At 61.3% G+C, this 18,183-nt stretch carries 16 protein-coding genes; 3 read left to right on the forward strand and 13 right to left on the reverse strand.

Going from position 1 to position 18,183, the window contains the following annotated elements:
- Positions 1-79 precede the first annotated feature (79 nt).
- Both J6524_RS27025 and J6524_RS27030 read right to left on the reverse strand, forming a co-directional pair.
- Complete coding sequence (locus J6524_RS27025; protein ID WP_225676250.1) at positions 80-406, reverse strand: hypothetical protein; 327 nt, start codon at positions 404-406, stop codon at positions 80-82.
- Between the two features lie 2 nt (positions 407-408).
- Positions 409-756, reverse strand: coding sequence for a hypothetical protein (locus tag J6524_RS27030; protein WP_225676252.1), 348 nt, complete (start codon positions 754-756; stop codon positions 409-411).
- Positions 757-1,302: 546 nt separating this feature from the next.
- Here J6524_RS27030 and J6524_RS27035 point away from each other — a divergent pair.
- Genes J6524_RS27035 through J6524_RS27045 form a run of 3 tightly spaced genes read left to right on the forward strand, consistent with a single transcriptional unit; the run spans position 1,303 to position 6,081 of the window.
- Positions 1,303-3,246 (forward strand): PrkA family serine protein kinase, encoded by a 1,944-nt coding sequence (locus J6524_RS27035; protein ID WP_225676254.1) that lies wholly within the window; start codon positions 1,303-1,305, stop codon positions 3,244-3,246.
- 19 nt (positions 3,247-3,265) lie between these two features.
- Positions 3,266-4,540, forward strand: a complete 1,275-nt coding sequence (locus J6524_RS27040; protein ID WP_376712087.1) for a YeaH/YhbH family protein — start codon at positions 3,266-3,268, stop codon at positions 4,538-4,540.
- Positions 4,537-6,081 (forward strand): SpoVR family protein, encoded by a 1,545-nt coding sequence (locus tag J6524_RS27045; RefSeq protein WP_225676258.1) that lies wholly within the window; start codon positions 4,537-4,539, stop codon positions 6,079-6,081. Before J6524_RS27040 ends, J6524_RS27045 begins: the two co-directional genes overlap by 4 nt.
- A gap of 58 nt (positions 6,082-6,139) precedes the next feature.
- Here J6524_RS27045 and J6524_RS27050 read toward each other — a convergent pair whose 3' ends face one another.
- From J6524_RS27050 to pqqA, 11 genes are all read right to left on the reverse strand, one after another.
- Positions 6,140-7,195: a 2-oxoacid:ferredoxin oxidoreductase subunit beta gene (locus J6524_RS27050; protein WP_225676260.1), complete on the reverse strand. Its 1,056-nt coding sequence runs from the start codon at positions 7,193-7,195 to the stop codon at positions 6,140-6,142.
- A complete protein-coding gene (locus tag J6524_RS27055; protein WP_225676263.1) occupies positions 7,192-9,042 on the reverse strand; it encodes a 2-oxoacid:acceptor oxidoreductase subunit alpha in 1,851 nt (616 codons plus the stop codon). The genes J6524_RS27050 and J6524_RS27055 overlap by 4 nt, the downstream gene beginning before the upstream one ends.
- Positions 9,012-10,811, reverse strand: a complete 1,800-nt coding sequence (locus J6524_RS27060; protein WP_225676265.1) for an FAD-dependent oxidoreductase — start codon at positions 10,809-10,811, stop codon at positions 9,012-9,014. The genes J6524_RS27055 and J6524_RS27060 overlap by 31 nt, the downstream gene beginning before the upstream one ends.
- Before the next feature lie 300 nt (positions 10,812-11,111).
- Positions 11,112-12,311, reverse strand: a complete 1,200-nt coding sequence (gene chrA / locus J6524_RS27065; protein WP_225676266.1) for a chromate efflux transporter — start codon at positions 12,309-12,311, stop codon at positions 11,112-11,114.
- Positions 12,312-12,752: 441 nt separating this feature from the next.
- Complete coding sequence (locus J6524_RS27070) at positions 12,753-13,418, reverse strand: DUF4286 family protein (protein ID WP_225676268.1); 666 nt, start codon at positions 13,416-13,418, stop codon at positions 12,753-12,755.
- Positions 13,419-13,429: 11 nt separating this feature from the next.
- Positions 13,430-14,416, reverse strand: coding sequence for a prolyl aminopeptidase (pip, locus tag J6524_RS27075; RefSeq protein WP_225676271.1), 987 nt, complete (start codon positions 14,414-14,416; stop codon positions 13,430-13,432).
- Positions 14,406-15,617, reverse strand: a complete 1,212-nt coding sequence (gene pqqE / locus J6524_RS27080) for a pyrroloquinoline quinone biosynthesis protein PqqE (protein ID WP_225676272.1) — start codon at positions 15,615-15,617, stop codon at positions 14,406-14,408. Before pqqE ends, pip begins: the two co-directional genes overlap by 11 nt.
- Positions 15,614-15,925: a pyrroloquinoline quinone biosynthesis peptide chaperone PqqD gene (gene pqqD / locus J6524_RS27085; protein WP_225676274.1), complete on the reverse strand. Its 312-nt coding sequence runs from the start codon at positions 15,923-15,925 to the stop codon at positions 15,614-15,616. Before pqqD ends, pqqE begins: the two co-directional genes overlap by 4 nt.
- Before the next feature lie 2 nt (positions 15,926-15,927).
- Positions 15,928-16,683, reverse strand: coding sequence for a pyrroloquinoline-quinone synthase PqqC (gene pqqC / locus J6524_RS27090; RefSeq protein WP_225676615.1), 756 nt, complete (start codon positions 16,681-16,683; stop codon positions 15,928-15,930).
- Between the two features lie 20 nt (positions 16,684-16,703).
- Positions 16,704-17,633, reverse strand: coding sequence for a pyrroloquinoline quinone biosynthesis protein PqqB (gene pqqB, locus J6524_RS27095; protein ID WP_225676276.1), 930 nt, complete (start codon positions 17,631-17,633; stop codon positions 16,704-16,706).
- 163 nt (positions 17,634-17,796) lie between these two features.
- Positions 17,797-17,877, reverse strand: a complete 81-nt coding sequence (pqqA, locus tag J6524_RS27100) for a pyrroloquinoline quinone precursor peptide PqqA (RefSeq protein WP_225676617.1) — start codon at positions 17,875-17,877, stop codon at positions 17,797-17,799.
- Between the last annotated feature and the right edge of the window lie 306 nt (positions 17,878-18,183).

The following is an 18,183-nucleotide window of genomic DNA, read 5'->3' on the forward strand; positions in this document are numbered from 1 at the left end:
CACAAGAAATATTCAGCTTGATGGAGCGGGCGAAAGTGCGGCGACCAGATCGCTCAAATGAGCGATCGACGTGAATTGTTCACGTCAACTTTTGGCGCCTCAAGGCCGCAAGTGGAGATAGCCTTGCGATCGCAATCCGCGCCATGACGCCACGCTCGGCGGCAACGCATCCTTCAACATGACGTTCTGCGATTTCATGTTGTTGGCACAGGCGGCGAGTTCGAGGCCGGCATTGGAGAATTGGCCAACCGCCTTCACAGGTCGGGATTGGCCGAAGCCGAATGAAACGGCCGTGAACCACCAGCGCGATTGTTACATGGTCGGCGCCGCTGACCGCATCGAGATGGGTCTGGATATTGCCAAGGACGAAGCTCACCTTGTCGATATCGTTGAGGTGATAAACCACTTTCAACTTTGCGAGAGGGGCTGTTTCGGCATTTCGCTGCCGCTGTTTTCGGCGGCAATGTGACTGCAATAGCCGCCGGAATCAAAATTGCCCGAGCGATGTTTGGCGGAACGAATAGATGTTTGGCGGAACGAATAATTGACGGGCTTGTCTTCGCTTGCTTCCTCTGCCGTCACCAACAGCATCATCGCGCTGACTTTCTGCCTTGGATGCTGTGCGAGATGATTGGCGTCATAACGACGCACGAAGCAGGCATAGGTCTTTTGGCTGAACGGAGCGCCAAACATTCGGGGGATCGAACGCGGCGCCTTGGTCTTGTCGACGCCGCCCCGGGGCGGCGTGACTGGCATTGGCTCCGGCGGAGGCAAGGCGGCGACGATCCAGAGGTGTTTCATGGCAGACTCAGGTTAAACGCCCGGCATATTACTTTAGTTGCAGGTCGGCGCCGGGTGCGTTCAACCGCAGGCTCGTGACCGACCTGACAGATATTTGGCCATTTTGCGTCGGTGCGGCGCGCAGAGGGCCTGAATGCGCGATAAATGCGGCGTTTATCCCCGGTTCAGAGCCTCCGAATTGCGGCATTTGCCGCCTGCGCTTTGCCAGGGCTGGCGCAGATTCGAGCGTGCACCCGCTCACATTCCCTAAAAAACCCCTTACATATTGTTCGGTACTTCCCCGGTGAAAAATGTTGCCGGGCGGCTACAACGCCAGCGAAATGGCACCGTATCTTTACGAGGTAGAGGCTCTTAGCACGACTATTGCATTGCATTCGGAAGTCGCTCGCGTGTCCAATCAGTGCAGGTGCTGATGATTCGCGAACGGAAGCTGATGACGCTCCGAACTGGAACCTGAGCGGTGCGTCCGGCATTTTACAGGTGACCATGGAGAGACGGATCATGTACAACGATTCTCTGTTCAATGCTTTCGCCCGGTCCTTCGAAGCCCGAAGTCAGACCGACATGTCGATGGCGGAATACCTGGAGTCGTGTCGAACCGATCCGATGCGATATGCCAACGCTGCAGAACGACTACTAGCTGCGATCGGCGAGCCTCAGATGATTGACACGGCCAAGGACCCACGCCTTGGCCGAATCTTTTTGAATCGCACGATGCGGCTCTATCCGGCCTTCTCCGGTTTCTACGGCATGGAGGATACGATCGAGCGCATCGTCGGATTCTTCCGTCACGCAGCCCAGGGGCTCGAAGAGCGCAAGCAGATTCTCTATCTGCTCGGACCTGTCGGCGGCGGAAAATCGTCGCTTGCCGAACGCCTCAAGTCGCTGATGGAAGTTCATCCCATCTATGTGCTGAAGGCCGGCGACGAACTCAGCCCCGTGTTCGAAAGCCCGCTCGGCCTGTTCGATCCGGAATCGCTCGGGCCGATGCTCGAGGAAAAGTATGGCATTCCGCGACGACGCCTGAGCGGCCTGATGAGCCCGTGGTGCTATAAGCGCCTCGAAGCTTTCGGCGGTGACATCTCGCAATTCCGCGTCGCCAAGATCCAGCCGTCGCGGCTCCGTCAGATCGCGATCGCAAAGACCGAGCCGGGCGACGAAAACAATCAGGATATCTCTTCGCTGGTCGGCAAGGTCGACATCCGCAAGCTGGAGACCTACGCTCAGAACGATCCTGATGCTTACAGCTATTCGGGAGGTCTCAATCGCGCCAATCAGGGCATTCTCGAATTCGTCGAAATGTTCAAGGCGCCGATCAAGATGCTGCATCCGTTGCTCACGGCAACCCAGGAAGGCAACTACATCGGCACCGAGAATATCGGCGCGATCCCGTTCACTGGCATCATTCTCGCTCACTCCAACGAGGCCGAATGGCAGAGCTTCAAGTCCAACAAGAACAATGAAGCCTTCATCGACCGCATCTGCGTGATCAAGGTGCCGTATGTCCTGCGCGTCACCGAAGAGCAGAAGATCTACGAGAAGCTGATCCAGGGCTCCGAACTCGCCAACGCGCCGTGCGCCCCGGCCACGCTGGAGACGATGGCGCGCTTCTCGGTGATGTCGCGGCTGCGCAAGCACGAGAACTCGACCATATTCGCCAAGATGCGGATCTACGACGGTGAAAGCCTGAAGGAATCCGATCCGAAGGCGCGCAGCGTCCAGGAATACAGGGATGCTGCCGGCGTCGATGAGGGCATGGACGGCGTTTCGACCCGCTTCGCCTTCAAGGTGCTCGCGGCGACGTTCAACCACGACACCAATGAAGTCGGTGCCGACGCGGTCCATCTGATGTACACGCTCGAGCAGGCGATCCGGCGCGAGCAGCTGCCCGACGAGGTCGAGAAGCGTTACCTCGAATTCATCAAGGCCGAGCTGGCGCCGCGCTATGCCGAGTTCATCGGGAACGAGATCCAGAAGGCGTATCTGGAATCCTATGCGGATTACGGCCAGAACCTGTTCGATCGCTACGTCGATTATGCCGACGCCTGGATCGAAGATCAGGACTTCAAGGATCCCGACACTGGACAACTGCTCGATCGCGAGCTGCTCAATCAGGAGCTGACCAAGATCGAAAAGCCGGCGGGCATCGCCAATCCGAAGGACTTCCGCAACGAGGTCGTCAAGTTCTCGCTGCGCTCGCGCGCCCAGAACGCCGGCAAGAACCCGGCCTGGACCAGCTACGAGAAGATTCGCGAAGTGATCGAAAAGCGGATATTCTCCCAGGTCGAGGACCTGCTTCCGGTGATCTCGTTCGGCTCGAAGAAAGACGGCGAGACCGAAAAGAAGCACGGCGAGTTTGTCGCCCGCATGGTCGAGCGCGGCTATACCGAGCGGCAAGTCCGCCGGTTGGTCGAGTGGTACATGCGCGTGAAACAGGCAGGCTGAGGCGGATGAGACCGTGGCAATTCACATCGTTGACCGGCGCCTGAATCCAGGCAGCAAGAGTCTCGAAAATCGCCAGCGCTTTTTGCGTCGAGCCAAGGCGCTGGTTCAAGGGGCGGTGAAGAAGTCGTCGCAGGACCGGGACATCAAGGACGTCCTGGAAGGCGGCGAGGTCAGCGTCCCGATCGACGGCATGGACGAGCCGCGCTTTCGTCGCGAGGGCGGCACGCGCGACATGGTGTTGCCTGGCAACAAGAAGTTCGTCGAGGGCGACATCCTGCCGCGGCCGAACCAGGGCGGTGGCAGGGGTGGAAGGCAGGCCGGCGAGGGCGACAGTGAGGATACGTTCCGCTTCGTGCTCAGCCGCGACGAGTTTGTCGACCTGTTCCTGGACGACCTGGAGCTGCCCGATCTCGCCAAGCGCAAGCTGGCCGAGGTCGAAAGCGAAGGCATCCGCCGCGCGGGTTACTCGACGTCCGGCTCGCCCGCTAATATTTCGGTGAGCCGGACGGTAAGTCGTGCGTTGGCGCGGCGCGTCGCGCTGCGGCGACCGCGGCCGGAGGCGCTGGCGGAACTCGAGGCCGAGCTTGAGAATTGCAGCGAGGCGCGCCGCGCCGAGCTCCTGGCCGAGATTGAGGCCTTGAAGGCGAAGATCAAGCGGATCCCCTTCATCGATCCGATCGACATCCGCTACCGGCGCTTCGAGACCGTGCCGAAGCCGGTGGCGCAGGCGGTCATGTTTTGCCTGATGGACGTCTCGGGTTCGATGACCGAGCATATGAAGGATCTCGCCAAGCGTTTCTATATGCTGCTCTACGTGTTCCTGAAGCGGCGCTACCGTCATGTCGAGATTGTTTTCATCCGGCATACCGACCGTGCCGAGGAGGTCGACGAGCAGACGTTCTTCTACGGACCGGCTTCCGGCGGCACGCTGGTGTCGAGTGCGCTGCAGGCGATGCATGATATCGTGCGCACCCGATTCCGCCCGGCGGACTGGAACATCTATGCCGCGCAGGCGTCCGACGGCGACAATTCCTATGCGGACGGCGAGGTCGCCGGTCGGCTTCTGACGGACATGATCCTGCCGGTCACCCAGTTCTTTGCCTATCTGGAAGTCGGCCAGGAAAACGGTCTATCCTACGAAATGCCCAATTCGGCGCTCTGGACTCTCTACGACGGCCTGCGCGCCAATGGCGCTCCGCTATCGATGCGCAAGGTCAACGAACGCAGCGAGATCTTCCCGGTGTTCCACGATCTCTTCCAGCGTCGGGGTCCGCAGGAAAGGACCGCATCATGACCGCGACCGATCAGTTGCTGTTTCAGGGCGCTGACTGGGATTTCCGGACGCTGCAGCGCATCTGCGACGCCTGCGAGGAGGTGGCTAGGGACGAACTAAAGCTCGACGTCTACCCCAACCAGATCGAAGTCATCACCGCCGAGCAGATGCTGGACGCCTATTCATCCGTCGGCATGCCGCTGTTCTACAAGCACTGGTCATTCGGCAAGCACTTTGCCTTTCAGGAGGCGTCCTATCGCAAGGGGTTGATGGGGCTGGCCTACGAGATCGTCATCAATTCCTCGCCGTGCATTTCCTACCTGATGGAGGAAAACACCGCGACGATGCAGGCGCTCGTCATCGCGCATGCCGCCTTCGGTCATAACCATTTCTTCAAGAACAATTATCTGTTCAAGCAATGGACCGACGCCGACGGCATTCTCGACTATCTCGAATTCGCCAAGCGCTATGTGGCGCATTGCGAGGAACGCCACGGCCGGATGGCGGTCGAGCACACGCTCGATGCCGCGCACGCCCTGATGTCGCATGGCATCGATCGTTATCCCGGCAAGAAAAGTCTCGATCTTCGCGCGGAAGAGAAGCGGGCGGGCAGGCGCCGTGCCCACGAGGAGAGGGAGTTCAATGATCTGTGGCGCACCGTTCCGACCGGCCCCGCAAAGACCAGCGCGATACTGGACGTCGAGCGCCGCCGCAAGATGCTCGGTCTGCCCCAGGAAAACCTGCTGTATTTCCTCGAGAAGACGGCGCCGCGGCTGAAGCCCTGGCAACGCGAGATACTGCGGATTGTGCGGCACATCGCGCAGTATTTCTATCCGCAGAGCCAGACCAAGGTGATGAACGAGGGCACTGCGACCTACGTTCACTACCGCATCATGAGCCGTCTGCACGAGCAGGGACGGCTGACCGACGGGAATTTCCTCGAATTCCTGCAGTCGCACACCAACGTCGTATTCCAGCCCGAATTCGACGATCCGCGCTATTCCGGCTTCAACCCGTATGCGCTGGGATTTGCGATGATGCAGGACATCGAGCGCATCGTCACCGATCCCGAAGACGAAGACCGCGAATGGTTCCCCGACATTGCCGGCACCGGCGACGCGATGGGTGTGCTCCGCGACATCTGGGCCAACTATCGCGATGAGAGCTTCATCAGCCAATACTTAAGTCCGCGCCTGATGCGGCACTTCCGCATGTTCCATCTGCACGATGATCCGGAGGAGCGGTCCGGCATCCTGGTCGATGCGATCCACAACGAACGGGGCTATCGCCGGCTGCGCCGCGAACTGGCCCGGCAATATGATGTCGGCTACATCGACGCGAACATCGAAGTCGTCGATGTCGACCTTGCCGGCGACCGCCGCCTGATGCTGCGCCATACCGTGGTGAAGGGAGCCCAGCTCAGCGAAGCCGACACCAAGCGCGTGCTGCAGCATCTGGCCGACCTCTGGACCTATGACGTGTCGCTGGTCGAGAGCGATGCGTCCGGCACGGTCCTGAAGGAATATGTCGCGCACCCGCGCAACATCGCCGTGGCGGCGTAGCCAACTCTACTGCTGCTCCCTCACGATGGGGCTTTTAGCAAGCTTTGACGCGGTAGAGCTAGCGCAGGCTGGCGTTGATCTTTTCCAGCGCCGCGCTGCCGGGGCAGAGATCCTCGGCTTCCAGCTTGTTGAGCGGCGTCTCGACCGTGTCGAGATGCGTGTGCAGGTCTTCCGCGTCAGGATCGACATAGAGAAGCCCGGTGACCACCTGGCCCTTGGCGGCGTGCTTTTGCAGGAAGGTCATCGCTGCGAGCCGGTCGCTGGCATCGTAATCGGCGTCGATCTTGCGCAGCGCCAGCCGCGTGCCGTCATGCTGCTCGACCACCTGTACCGTCCCCGGCGAGTAATCGACCGTGATCGGATCGCGGCCGGTGAGCACGTCGAGGCGGTTCACCGCATCATTGTGCTCGCGAACGTAATCAAAGCTCTTGGTCGAGCCGGCGTGATTGTTGAAGGCGATGCAGGGGCTGATGACGTCGATGAAGGAGGCGCCCTTGTGGCGGATCGCGGCGGCGATCAGCGGCACCAGCTGGGTCTTGTCGCCGGAGAAGCTGCGTGCCACGAAGCTGGCGCCGAGTTGCAGCGCGATCGCCACGAGATCAATGGCGTTATCGGTGTTCATCACGCCCTTCTTCGACTTCGAGCCGCGGTCGGCGGTCGCCGAGAACTGGCCCTTGGTCAGCCCATACACGCCATTGTTCTCGACGATGTAGGTCATGTTGACGCCGCGACGGATCGAATGCGCGAACTGGCCGAAGCCGATCGAGGCGCTGTCGCCGTCACCGGAGACGCCGAGATAGATCAGGTCGCGGTTGGCGAGGTTGGCGCCCGTCAAAACCGACGGCATGCGGCCGTGCACCGAGTTGAAGCCGTGCGAATTGCCGAGGAAGTAGTCCGGCGTCTTCGACGAGCAGCCGATGCCGGAAATCTTCGCCACCCGATGCGGCTCGATCGACAGCTCGAAGCAGGCCTCGATGATGGAAGCCGTGATCGAGTCGTGGCCGCAGCCGGCGCACAGGGTCGAAATCTTGCCTTCGTAGTCGCGGTGGGTATAGCCGAGATCGTTCTTCTTCAGGCCGGGATGATGGAACTTGGGTTTTGCGATGTAGGTCATGACACGGCCTTGCGGAGAGGCGTCACCTTCAGGTGGTCCTGATGGTCGCCGATGGCGTTGGCGATGAAGCGGGCGGTGATAGGCGTGCCGTCATAGTGCAGGATCGGCACCAGCCGGACCGGATCGATGCCGTTCTCGTTAACGATCAACTGCCGCAACTGGGCATCGCGGTTCTGCTCGACGACGTAAACGAAATCATGGTCGGCGATGAAGCTCGCCACGCTGGAGTGGAACGGGAAAGCGCGGATGCGCATGCGGTCGAGCTGGTGGCCGCGCGCTTCCAACAGCCCGATCGCCTCGTCCATCGCGGGCGCGGTCGAGCCGAAATAGATCACGCCGTATTTGGTCGGCTTGGCGGCGTTGGCCTGCAACGGCCGCGGCACCAGGTCCTGCGCGGTCTCGAACTTGCGCACCAGGCGCTGCATGTTGTCGGCGTAGATCGCGCCTTCTTCCGAATAGCGCGCGTAGCGGTCGCGCGAGGTGCCGCGCGTGAAGAACGAGCCCTTGGTTGGGTGCGTGCCGGGATAGGTGCGATAGGGAATGCCGTCGCCGTCGACATCGAGGTAACGGCCGAAATCGCGACCGGGTTCGTCGAGCATCGCTGCCGTCATGACCTTGCCGCGATCATACTGCCTGCCGTCATCCCATTTCAGCGGCCGGCAAAGGCGATGGTTCATGCCGATGTCGAGGTCGAGCATCAAGAAGATCGTGGTCTGCAGCCGGTCGGCGAGATCGAACGACTGCGCCGCGAATTCGAATGCTTCGGCCGGATCTTCCGGGAACAGCAGGACATGCTTGGTGTCGCCATGCGAAGCATAGGCGCAGGCGATGATGTCGCATTGCTGGGTGCGCGTCGGCATGCCCGTCGATGGGCCGGCGCGCTGAATATTCATGATCACGGCCGGGATTTCCGCAAAATATGAGAGGCCGATGAACTCCGTCATCAAGGAGATGCCGGGACCGGAGGTGGCAGTGAAGGCCCGCGCGCCATTCCAGGAGGCGCCGATCACGATGCCGATCGAGGCGAGCTCGTCTTCGCCCTGCACGATGGCGTATTTCGCCTTGCCGGTCTTGGGATCATGCCGCAGCTTCTTGCAGTGGCTGGTGAAAGCCTCCGCCACCGACGAGGACGGCGTGATGGGATACCAGGCGCAGACGGTGGCTCCGCCATAGACCGCACCGAGCGCGGCCGCGCTGTTGCCTTCCATGAAGATGCGGTCGCCGACCTTGTCGGATTTCTTTACCTGCAGCCCGATCGGGCATTTCAGGTTCTGCAGCGCCCAGTCGCGGCCGAGATGCAGCGCGTGCACGTTCGACGACAGGAGCTTTTCCTTGGTCTTGTACTGCTCGCCGATCAGCTGCTCGATCAGCTTCGGATCCATGTCAAGCAGCGCACAGAGCGCCCCGAGATAGATGATGTTCTTGAACAGCTGGCGCTGGCGCGGGTCGGTGTAGGTCGAGTTGGTGATCGCGGTCAGCGGCACGCCGATCACGGTGATGTCGCTGCGAAACTTCGACGACGGCATCGGCTTGGTCGAATCGTAGAACAGGTAACCGCCGGGTTCGATCGAGGCGACGTCCTTGTCCCAGGTCTGCGGGTTCATCGCCACCATCATGTCGACGCCGCCGCGGGCGCCGAGATGGCCGGCCTCGGTGACGCGCACCTCGTACCAGGTCGGCAGGCCCTGGATATTGGAGGGGAAGATGTTGCGCGGGGAAACCGGCACGCCGTGGCGCAGGATCGAACGCGCGAACAGTTCGTTGGCGCTCGCCGAACCCGAGCCGTTGACGTTGGCGAAGCGGACGACGAAGTCGTTTACGCTGCTGATCGGGCTTTGGTCGGGCACGTTGAACCTGCGTGAGTCATATCGATGAGATACTTTTGCATGTCCCAGGCGCCGGTCGGACAGCGCTCGGCACACAGCCCGCAATGCAGGCAAACGTCCTCGTCCTTAACCATGACGCGGCCGGTCTTGAGACCTTCGGCGACATAAAGCGCCTGGTCGTGATGCGGCGAGGGCGCCTTCAGCCGCTGCCGCAGATCCGCTTCCTCGCCGTTCTCTGTGAACGTGATGCAGTCCATCGGGCAAATGTCGACGCAGGCGTCGCATTCGATGCAGGCAGGCGCCGAGAACACAGTCTGCACGTCGCAGTTCAGGCAGCGCTGCGCCTCGCCAAGCGCCAGCTTGACGTCATAGCCGAGCTCGACCTCGGCCTTGATGTCCTTCAGCGCGATCACCTTGTCGCGATGTGGCACCTTGAAGCGCTTGTCGCCGGAGATATCGTTGTCGTAGCTCCACTCGTGGATGCCCATCTTTTGCGAGGTGACTTGCACTTCGGGAAGCGGACGGTCGTTGATGTCTTCGCCCGACAGCATCTTGTGGATCGACAGCGCAGCGTCATGGCCATGCGCCACCGCCCAAATGATGTTCTTCGGGCCGAAGGCGGCGTCGCCGCCGAAGAACACCTTCGGGTTGGTCGACACAAACGTCTTCGGATCGACCTGCGGCATGTTCCACTTGTCGAACTCGATGCCGCAGTCGCGCTCGATCCAGGGGAACGCGTTCTCCTGGCCGACCGCGACCAAGACGTCATCGCAGGGGATGGTCTGGTCCGGTTCACCTGAAGGAACAAGATTGCGGCGGCCCTTGGCGTCGTATTCGGCCTTCACCTTCTGGAAGGTGACGCCGATGAGCTTGCCGGCTACGTGCTTGAATGCGATCGGCACCATGTAATTGAGGATCGGAATATCCTCGTGAATGGCGTCCTCCTTCTCCCAGGGGCTCGCCTTCATCTCATCAAAGCCGGAACGGACGATTACCTTGACGTCCGCGCCACCAAGCCGGCGCGCAGTGCGGCAGCAATCCATCGCGGTGTTGCCGCCGCCGAGCACGATCACGCGGCGGCCGATCTTCTCGACATGGCCGAACGAGACTGAAGCCAGCCATTCAATGCCGATATGGATGTTGGCGGCAGCTTCCTTGCGACCGGGAATGTCGAGCTCGCGGCCGCGCGGCGCGCCTGAACCGATGAAGATCGCGTCGTAATTTTCAGCTAGCAGCTTCTTGAGACTGTCGATGCGATGGCCGGCCTTGAACTCGACGCCGAGGCCCAGGATATAGCCGGTCTCCTCATCGATGACGGTATCGGGCAGGCGGAATTTCGGAATCTGGCTCCGCATCATGCCACCCGCCTTCGGATCGGAATCGAACACGGTGCAGTGATAACCAAGCGGTGCGAGATCGCGCGCTACTGTAAGAGAGGCAGGACCGCCACCGACCAGCGCGATGCGCTTGCCGTTCTTGGCGACCGGCTTCGGTAAGCGGAGCCTGATGTCGTCCTTGAAGTCGGCGGCGACGCGCTTCAGGCGGCAGATGGCAACCGGATTCTCCTCGACACGGCCGCGGCGGCACGCCGGCTCGCATGGACGATCGCAGGTGCGTCCCAGGATTCCGGGAAACACATTGGATTTCCAGTTGATCATATAGGCGTCGCTATAACGCCCCTCGGCAATCAGACGAATGTATTCGGGAACCGGCGTGTGTGCGGGGCAGGCCCATTGGCAATCGACCACCTTGTGAAAGTAGTCTGGCGCCGAGATGTCAGTCGGTTTCATTCCTACCTTGTCCCGCGCCGGCAACCGCAACGCGGCCTTATTTTGCCTATGAACGCTTTAGCGAGCGTTCTTGTGGTTTTTGAATTGGATCATAGGCTTATCTTATTAGAGCCATTCCAGACGTCGCACAAAGGCAATTTTGCGCGATCTCCAATTATCAATTGCATGGAGGCGTGGACTTACCGTCGCAGCGCTGATGTGGCAGTGCAGTATGTGCAGTGCACTGCATCGCGATGTGCAAATGCGATCTGTTCCAGCGCAGCAACGCCGAACGAAATGCACGCAGATGAGGCGGCTTGCTCAGATCATCCGCAGCATTGCACCGGCCATGGCCAGCACAACGACGACAATCCATGGCGGCAGCTTCCAGACCGTCAGCAGCAGGAAGCCGGCGAGCGCCACCGCGAAATCGCGTGGGCTAAGCACGGCGCTGGTCCAGACCGGATTGTAGAGCGCAGCACCGAGAATGCCGACGACGGCGGCATTGGTGCCGCGCATCGCGGCCTGAGCGGTGGGATGCAGGCGCAGCGCATCCCAAAACGGCAGCATGCCGTAGACCAAGAGCAGCCCCGGCAGCGACAACGCGATGAGCGCGATCACGGCGCCGGCAAGACCGTTGGGAGGCGGCCCTGAGACGGCGCCGAGATAGGCTGCAAAGGTGAAGAGCGGGCCGGGCACGGCCTGCGCCATGCCGTAGCCGGCGAGGAAATCCGCGTTGCTGACCCAGCCCGGCGTGACGACCTCCGCCTGTAGCAGCGGCAGCACGACATGGCCGCCCCCGAACACCAGCGCGCCGGAACGATAAAACGCATCAAACAGCGCAAGCGCCTGGGAGCCGGTTTTGGCCGTCACCAGTGGCGTGATCAGGAATAGAATCGCAAACAGCACGAGCGCCGCGATGCCGTGTTGGGGCGATACGGAAAAGCCGAGCTGGCCGGTCGCCTCGGGTCCTTCTCCGCGGCATAGCCAAAGCCCGGCCAGCGCGCCGAGCGCGATGGCGCCGATCTGGCCGAACGATCCGCCGATGAAAACCACGATCGCGACGGCCGCGAGTGCGATGGTTGCCCGCTCTCGGTCCGGCGTCAGGTTCTTTGCCATGCCCCAGATCGCCTGTGCGACCACGGCGACGGCGACCAGCTTGAGGCCATGGAGCACGCCTTCGGCGAACGGACCGGTGAACGCGGTCGCGCCGAGCGCGAAGGCAAAGAGAATAATGGCCGACGGCATCGTGAAGGCGGACCACGCTGCCAGTCCGCCAAGCAAACCGTTGCCGTGCAGAATGCCGAGCGCGAAGCCGACCTGGCTGGAAGCCGGCCCCGGCAAGAACTGGCATAGCGCAACAATATCCGCATAGCTGCTTTCGCTCAGCCATTTCCGACGCTCGACAAACTCGGCCCTGAAGTAGCCGAGATGCGCGATCGGCCCACCGAACGATGTGAGGCCGAGTTTGAGGAAGGCGGCGAAAATCTCGGCGACACTGCCTGCGGACTTTTCCGCCATGCGATTCAACTCCAGTGTCGACTGAAAATACCGGGGGACTCACCAAGCGCTTGGGACGACTTTAGCAAGGAAGTAGATGCATATGGGCAACTTCAGCCGATCGGTCGTCCGCTGCACCCAGAAGGAGCGCTTCCAGGCGACCATCGCACATCTGAGAGATAACATCAGCAGGGTAATTGAAAGCGATGTGAGAGACTTCCGCAGAAGTTCTCATCTGCCTTATCAAGACGTTCGAGTGTTACGAGAAGAAAAATTGAAGCCGCTTGGCGCAAGCACTGATCGCGCGGGCCCGCTCGGCCACCGGTTTACTCGACATCGAGTTAACAACGTCTTCACCGGGTTTCTACGGAGCGGCATCGCCAGTTACCGTTCTGGAATGTCGCGATCAAGCCGACAACCGCTCACGCAACTTCGTGAAACGGTCGGCAGCAGCGAAAGCGCCTAGCCGAGATCGCTCTTCGCCAGATCCCACATCAGGCGGTAGATTCCGCTCGAGATGATCAGCGGCTTCAATGCGATATTGCCGGAAAACCGCAGCATCGCCGCAGGCACTGCGCCGACGTCAGTCGCATCGATTAGCACGAACCAGTCGCCGGCGCCCGGATCGGCCGCCGAGGGATCATCGGTGATCGGCTTCGAGAGCGCCGGATCGCTCTCGATCAGATGCAGGGAGATGATGCCGTCGAGCTGGGTAGGATCGAGCTGCTCGGCCAGCGCGGCACGCAGCTTGTCCTCGCCGCCGGCCTGAGGACGCAGCCTGACAATGCCGAGCGCCGCGCCGCGGCCGGTGCCGCGGCTGACCGTAATACGCGCTACCGCCCGGATCATGTTCTGGAAGCGGGCGATGTTGGCTTTCGACCACGCGGTCTGGTTCGCCAGCGCAGTGCGATAGGCCGGGCTGTCCAGCACCTCGAAGGTTTCGGTCGAGTAGAGGCTGAGATATTTCGGGTTGCCGTCATGGGCGACATAGCGACGGGCTTCGAGAAAGCCATCGATCGCGACGCGCTCCTCAATATGCTCGCGGTCGTACCAGCGATTGAATTCGGCTTCATGCACAGGGTCGATATTCATCGACGTCAGCAGCATGCCTTTTCCTGCCATCGGCATGTTCTTGTTTCCTATTTGCCAGTTCTGGATGCCATGTCCGCGATTGCTTTCATCACGGCATCGCGAACGCCGGGGTCATACAGCGTGTGCCCGGCGCCCTCGACAAACCGGATTTCCGCCTCGCGCCATTCGGCCGCAAGTGCGTGCGAGATCGCGGGCGGGCAGAGCAAGTCGTACCGGCCCTGCACGATGATGCCGGGGATACCGGCAAGCTTGCCCGCTTCACGTAGCAACTGCTCCGGTTGCATGAAGCAGTCATGGGCAAAGTAATGCGCTTCCATGAACGGCGTCGTCGGCAGGCCCCGCGACGAACTGAGCGCCGCCAGATCAAGGCGCGTGCGGTTCGGCGTGTGTTCGGAAAGGATACGTTCGGTCTCGCCCCAGGCCCGCGCCGCGGGAATATTCACGTCGGGATTGGGATCGAGGATCCTGCGGAAATAGGCTTGCAGTGGCTCGGCGCGTTCATCTTGCGGCAACACGCTGATGAAGTCGTCGTAAAGGCCGGGGTAAAACCTTGGCAGCGTGTTGAGAAATCCGTTTTCGATTTCCTGGATCGTGCCGAGGAAGGTCGCGCGCAGCACGATACCGGTGACACGGTCGGGATGGGCCTCTGCATACGCCAGCGCCAGCGTTGCACCCCAGGAGCCGCCAACGATGATCCAGCGCTCGAAGCCGAATTTCTCGCGGATCATCTCGATGTCCGAGATCAGGTGCGGCAGCGTGTTGGCCTCACGGCCGCCCTTGGGCCGGCTGCGGCCCGCGCCGCGCTGGTCGAATAGCACGGCATGAAAGCGTTCGGGATCGAACAGCCGGCGATGGTCCGTCTGGCAGCCGCTGCCGGGCCCGCCATGCAGATAGACTGCGGGAATGCCGCCGGATCGGCCGACGCTTTCGACATAGATTTCGTGGCCGTCGCCGACCGCGAGATGCTCCGAGGTCAGCGGGGCAAACGGATCGGCGCGTTGGATGGATTTGCCGGCGTCGGCGTCAGGCGCCATGCTCGCGTTCCGTCTCGAGCGTGCCGCCGGCGAAATTGCGGTAGAGGAAGCGGTCCTGGTGCGCGGCGGCCTCGCGCTCGGCCTGCCTGAAAATCTCCTCATGCCGCGGCGACAGCGTGCAAGCCGGGTCGGTATTGCCGGCATCGCCGGTCAGCGCAAAAGCCTGGCAGCGGCAGCCGCCGAAATCGATTTCGCGGAATTCGCAGCTCTTGCACGGCTCGGGCATCCAGCCGGTACCACGGTAGCGGTTGAAGGCTTCGGAGTTCTGCCAGATCCAGGCGATCGAATGGTTCGAGCGCACGGATTCGAATTCGAGCCCGGTGATGCTTTCGGCGGCGTGGCAAGGCAGCACCTTGCCGGCTGGCGAGATGTTGAAGAATTGCCGGCCCCAGCCGCCCATGCATTTCTTTGGCCGCAGCGCGTAATAGTCCGGCACCACATAGTCGATGGCGAGAATGCCCTTCAGGCGTGTCGCGGCTTCCTCGACGATGCGGCTGGCCTCCTCGATCTGTTCGAGCGTCGGCATCAGCGCTGCGCGGTTCTTCAAGGCCCAGCCGTAATACTGCACGTTGGCGACCTCGAGCCGGTCGGCGTCGAGATCGACCGCCATCTGGATGATGTCGGGGAGCTGATGCAGGTTCTGGCGATGCATGACCGCATTCACCGTCAGCGGCAGGTCGAGCTCGCGCGTCCATTTCGCGACCTCAAGCTTTTTCTCATGCGCGTTTTTCAGCCCGGCGACACGATCTGCGATGACCGGCTCGTTGCCCTGAAAACTGATCTGCACATGGCAGAGCCCGGCATCGGCCAGCGCCGAAAGCTTTTCCTTTGTAAGCAGTACCGCCGATGTGATGAGATTGCTGTAGAGCCCGACATCGGTCGCATGCTGCACCAATTCCACCAGGTCCTTGCGCGCGGTCGGCTCGCCGCCGGAGAAATGGATCTGCAGCACGCCGATTTCGGCGAGTTCGCTCAAGACCCTCTTCCATTCATCGGTCGTCAGTTCGGCGCCCGCACGGTCGAGCTCGACCGGATTGGAGCAATAGGGGCATTGCAGCGGGCAACGATGCGTCAGCTCGGCGAGCACGGCGAGGGGAATGCCGAACGTTTCCGCGGTCGAACGTTGTGACTCCAGAACCGCGAGCCCGTCGCTCGGGGCGGCGGTGCCGGCTGTTTTGCTATCGGCGAGAATGTCGCTCATGACGTCTTCTCTCGCGCTTCGGTCAGAAAGCCCTTGTCGGCGAGGTCTTGCAGCATCGCGATGACGTCGGTGGCGATCGCATCGCGGGGGGCTGTGTACTTGACCGTGAGCTGGTCGATGATATCAGCCACGCTGCGCACGCCGTCGCAAAGCTGCAGCACCTCGACTGCGATCTCGTCCGGCGCCAGCACGCGCTCCGGCGCCAGGATCACCCAGACCTGCCGCGTCTCATCGAATCTCAGCCTTGCGTGCCGCGGCAATTTCGGCCGGCTCGCCTCGCTGACACTGATGTTGCGGCTCAATGCCATGGTTAGTCCCCTTTGGGCACGAACGCGCCGGGCGGAATGTGGCCGTCGACATAGGCATGATACAGCGCGTCGAGCTGAACCCATAGCACATTGGTCTTGAAGATCAGCGCGTTGCAGACCGCCTCGCGCTCCGCCTGCGTCTTCGCATTGGCCTTGACGTATTGCAGCGCGAAGCCGGCATCACGCGGCGCCTGCGTCAGGCGGCGGCTGAAATAGCTCATGATCTCAGGATTGACGAAATTGTAGTGCTGCAGCATGCCGGAGATGCGCTCCTCATGCAGGTTCGGCGCAAACAACTCCGTCAGCGAGGAGGCAATGGCCTCCAGCGGCGTCCGATCGCGGCAGAAATGCACATAGGCTTCCACCGCAAATCGCGTCGCGGGCAGGATGCCTTCAGTGGATTCCACATAGGCAGTATCGAGCCCGAGGCCCTCCGTCAGTTTCAGCCAGCGTTCGATGCCGCCCTCGGAGCCGATATCGCCATCATGATCCTCGATCCGGCGCCGCCATTCGATCCTGGTGGCACGGTCGCGGAACCTGGAGATCACCATCGCGTCCTTCAGCGGGATCGTGCTCTGGTAAAAATAGCGGTTCAGCGCCCAGGCCTGCACCTGTCCCTTGTTGAGCTCGCCGCCGTGCAGCAGCCGGTGGAATGGGTGCAGATTGTGATAGCGCGTGGCGCCGATGTGGCGAAGCATCGCTTCGAGTTCCTCGGCATTATTGAGCGTGACGCCCTTGCCGATCGACAACGCGGTCATTCCGCTGGTAGGCACCACATTCACAGCGTGATCTCCGTTCCGTCTGCTGGAATCTGCCAGCCTGCCTGTTCCAACGCTTTTCGCTCGTCCGAGCCGGAGAGAAGGGCAGGGTTGGAGTTGTTGATATGCAGGAACATCTTGCGGCCGATATCGACGCCGGCAAGGCTCGCGATAGCTCCCTGTTCACCCGACATCGCAATATGACCCATGCTCTGTCCCGTCTTGGCGCCGAGGCCTTGGACGATCAATTCATCGTCGCGCCACACCGTGCCGTCGAAGAATACGAGCGCGGCGCCCTTTAACCGCGACTTGAGATCGTCGGTCATCCGCGCACAGGCGGCCAGGAAATAGAAATACTTGCCGCTTGTCTTGTCCAGAATGCGAAGCCCGAGCGTATCGCCCGCGGCGTCGCCGCCCTCCGGATGCACCTTGCCCTCGAGATACCACGCGCCCTTGCCGGGAACCGCAAAGGGAAGGATTTCGATGCCCGAGGGCGAGCCGTCGGGGAGGGCTGGCTCGAAGGCCTGATCGATTTCGATCGGCCGCCGCTTCACGTTCTTTTCGCCCAGCACGTTAAAGATGCTGTTGGAACGCAAAATCGCAAGCACCCGCTCATGCGCGTAGAGCGTAAAAGGTGAGCCCTCGCGCATCGACAACAGCCCAGCGACCGCATCGATTTCACCATTGGTCAGGATGACGCCAGCGACCGGGCTGTGACGCAATTGGCCTGCCTTGGGATGAAGCTGCGGCGTCGCAATGAGCTGCTGACGGAGGTCCGGAGAGGCGTTGACGAGGTACCAATGCTCGCTATCGGCGCTGACCGCAATTGAAGCCTGCGTGCTCCGCAATTCCGGATTTTCGCTTCGTGCTTTCCGGCACACCGGACATCCGCAGTTCCACTGCGGAACACCGCCGCCGGCCGCGGCGCCCAGGACGACGACGCGTAGCATGATCCGTCTCCTGGCAACTCTGAAACCTATCGAAATAAACCCGGGCGCCAGGCCCGGGAGCAAACGGCATGAGGTGGACTGCGACCTGGCGACGCGTCTCCCTGTTCGGGACGGCACCAGCCCGGCGGTCCACCCTCATGATATCGTGAATTTGCGCTATCGCTTACTTGCGGGTGGCGCACATATACATGTTGATTTCCATGCCCACCGGCACTTCGACGATCTTCGGTACTTTCCAAGCCATTTGGCTCTCCTTTTGCTACCGGACGAATTCCGCCCTGAGAAGTTAAGGTAGCGCGGATCAAAAAGTTCGTCAGTTAAATTTTCGCAAGGAAGTTGAGGACGCTATGCTGCGTTGCGAAACGGGAGTTGCAGGGCAATTGCTGGGAACTTCCGGTCAAAACAACGTGGGATCAGGTGTTTCCCGGTTGTTTGAGACGTTGCGAATGACGATGCTGGGTTGCGGCGCTGCGCGCGCCGCATAAAGAGAGCCTGTTCAGAAATGCGGTCTCCAGTCTGTGAGACCCCCAACGAAAGTGAACTGTCCGCC

Source organism: Bradyrhizobium hereditatis, from assembly GCF_020329435.1.
Taxonomy (GTDB): Bacteria; Pseudomonadota; Alphaproteobacteria; order Rhizobiales; family Xanthobacteraceae; genus Bradyrhizobium; species Bradyrhizobium hereditatis.

Bases quoted from the DNA above. Each gene is read 5' to 3' on its own strand.
- J6524_RS27030 (WP_225676252.1), bottom strand. From the start codon at position 756: ATGCCAGTCACGCCGCCCCGGGGCGGCGTCGACAAGACCAAGGCGCCG.
- J6524_RS27035 (WP_225676254.1), top strand. From the start codon at position 1,303: ATGTACAACGATTCTCTGTTCAATGCTTTCGCCCGGTCCTTCGAAGCC.
- J6524_RS27045 (WP_225676258.1), top strand. From the start codon at position 4,537: ATGACCGCGACCGATCAGTTGCTGTTTCAGGGCGCTGACTGGGATTTC.
- J6524_RS27050 (WP_225676260.1), bottom strand. From the start codon at position 7,195: ATGACCTACATCGCAAAACCCAAGTTCCATCATCCCGGCCTGAAGAAG.
- J6524_RS27060 (WP_225676265.1), bottom strand. From the start codon at position 10,811: ATGAAACCGACTGACATCTCGGCGCCAGACTACTTTCACAAGGTGGTC.
- chrA (WP_225676266.1), bottom strand. From the start codon at position 12,311: ATGGCGGAAAAGTCCGCAGGCAGTGTCGCCGAGATTTTCGCCGCCTTC.
- J6524_RS27070 (WP_225676268.1), bottom strand. From the start codon at position 13,418: ATGCCGATGGCAGGAAAAGGCATGCTGCTGACGTCGATGAATATCGAC.
- pip (WP_225676271.1), bottom strand. From the start codon at position 14,416: ATGGCGCCTGACGCCGACGCCGGCAAATCCATCCAACGCGCCGATCCG.
- pqqE (WP_225676272.1), bottom strand. From the start codon at position 15,617: ATGAGCGACATTCTCGCCGATAGCAAAACAGCCGGCACCGCCGCCCCG.
- pqqD (WP_225676274.1), bottom strand. From the start codon at position 15,925: ATGGCATTGAGCCGCAACATCAGTGTCAGCGAGGCGAGCCGGCCGAAA.
- pqqC (WP_225676615.1), bottom strand. From the start codon at position 16,683: ATGACCGCGTTGTCGATCGGCAAGGGCGTCACGCTCAATAATGCCGAG.
- pqqB (WP_225676276.1), bottom strand. From the start codon at position 17,633: ATGCTACGCGTCGTCGTCCTGGGCGCCGCGGCCGGCGGCGGTGTTCCG.
- pqqA (WP_225676617.1), bottom strand. From the start codon at position 17,877: ATGGCTTGGAAAGTACCGAAGATCGTCGAAGTGCCGGTGGGCATGGAA.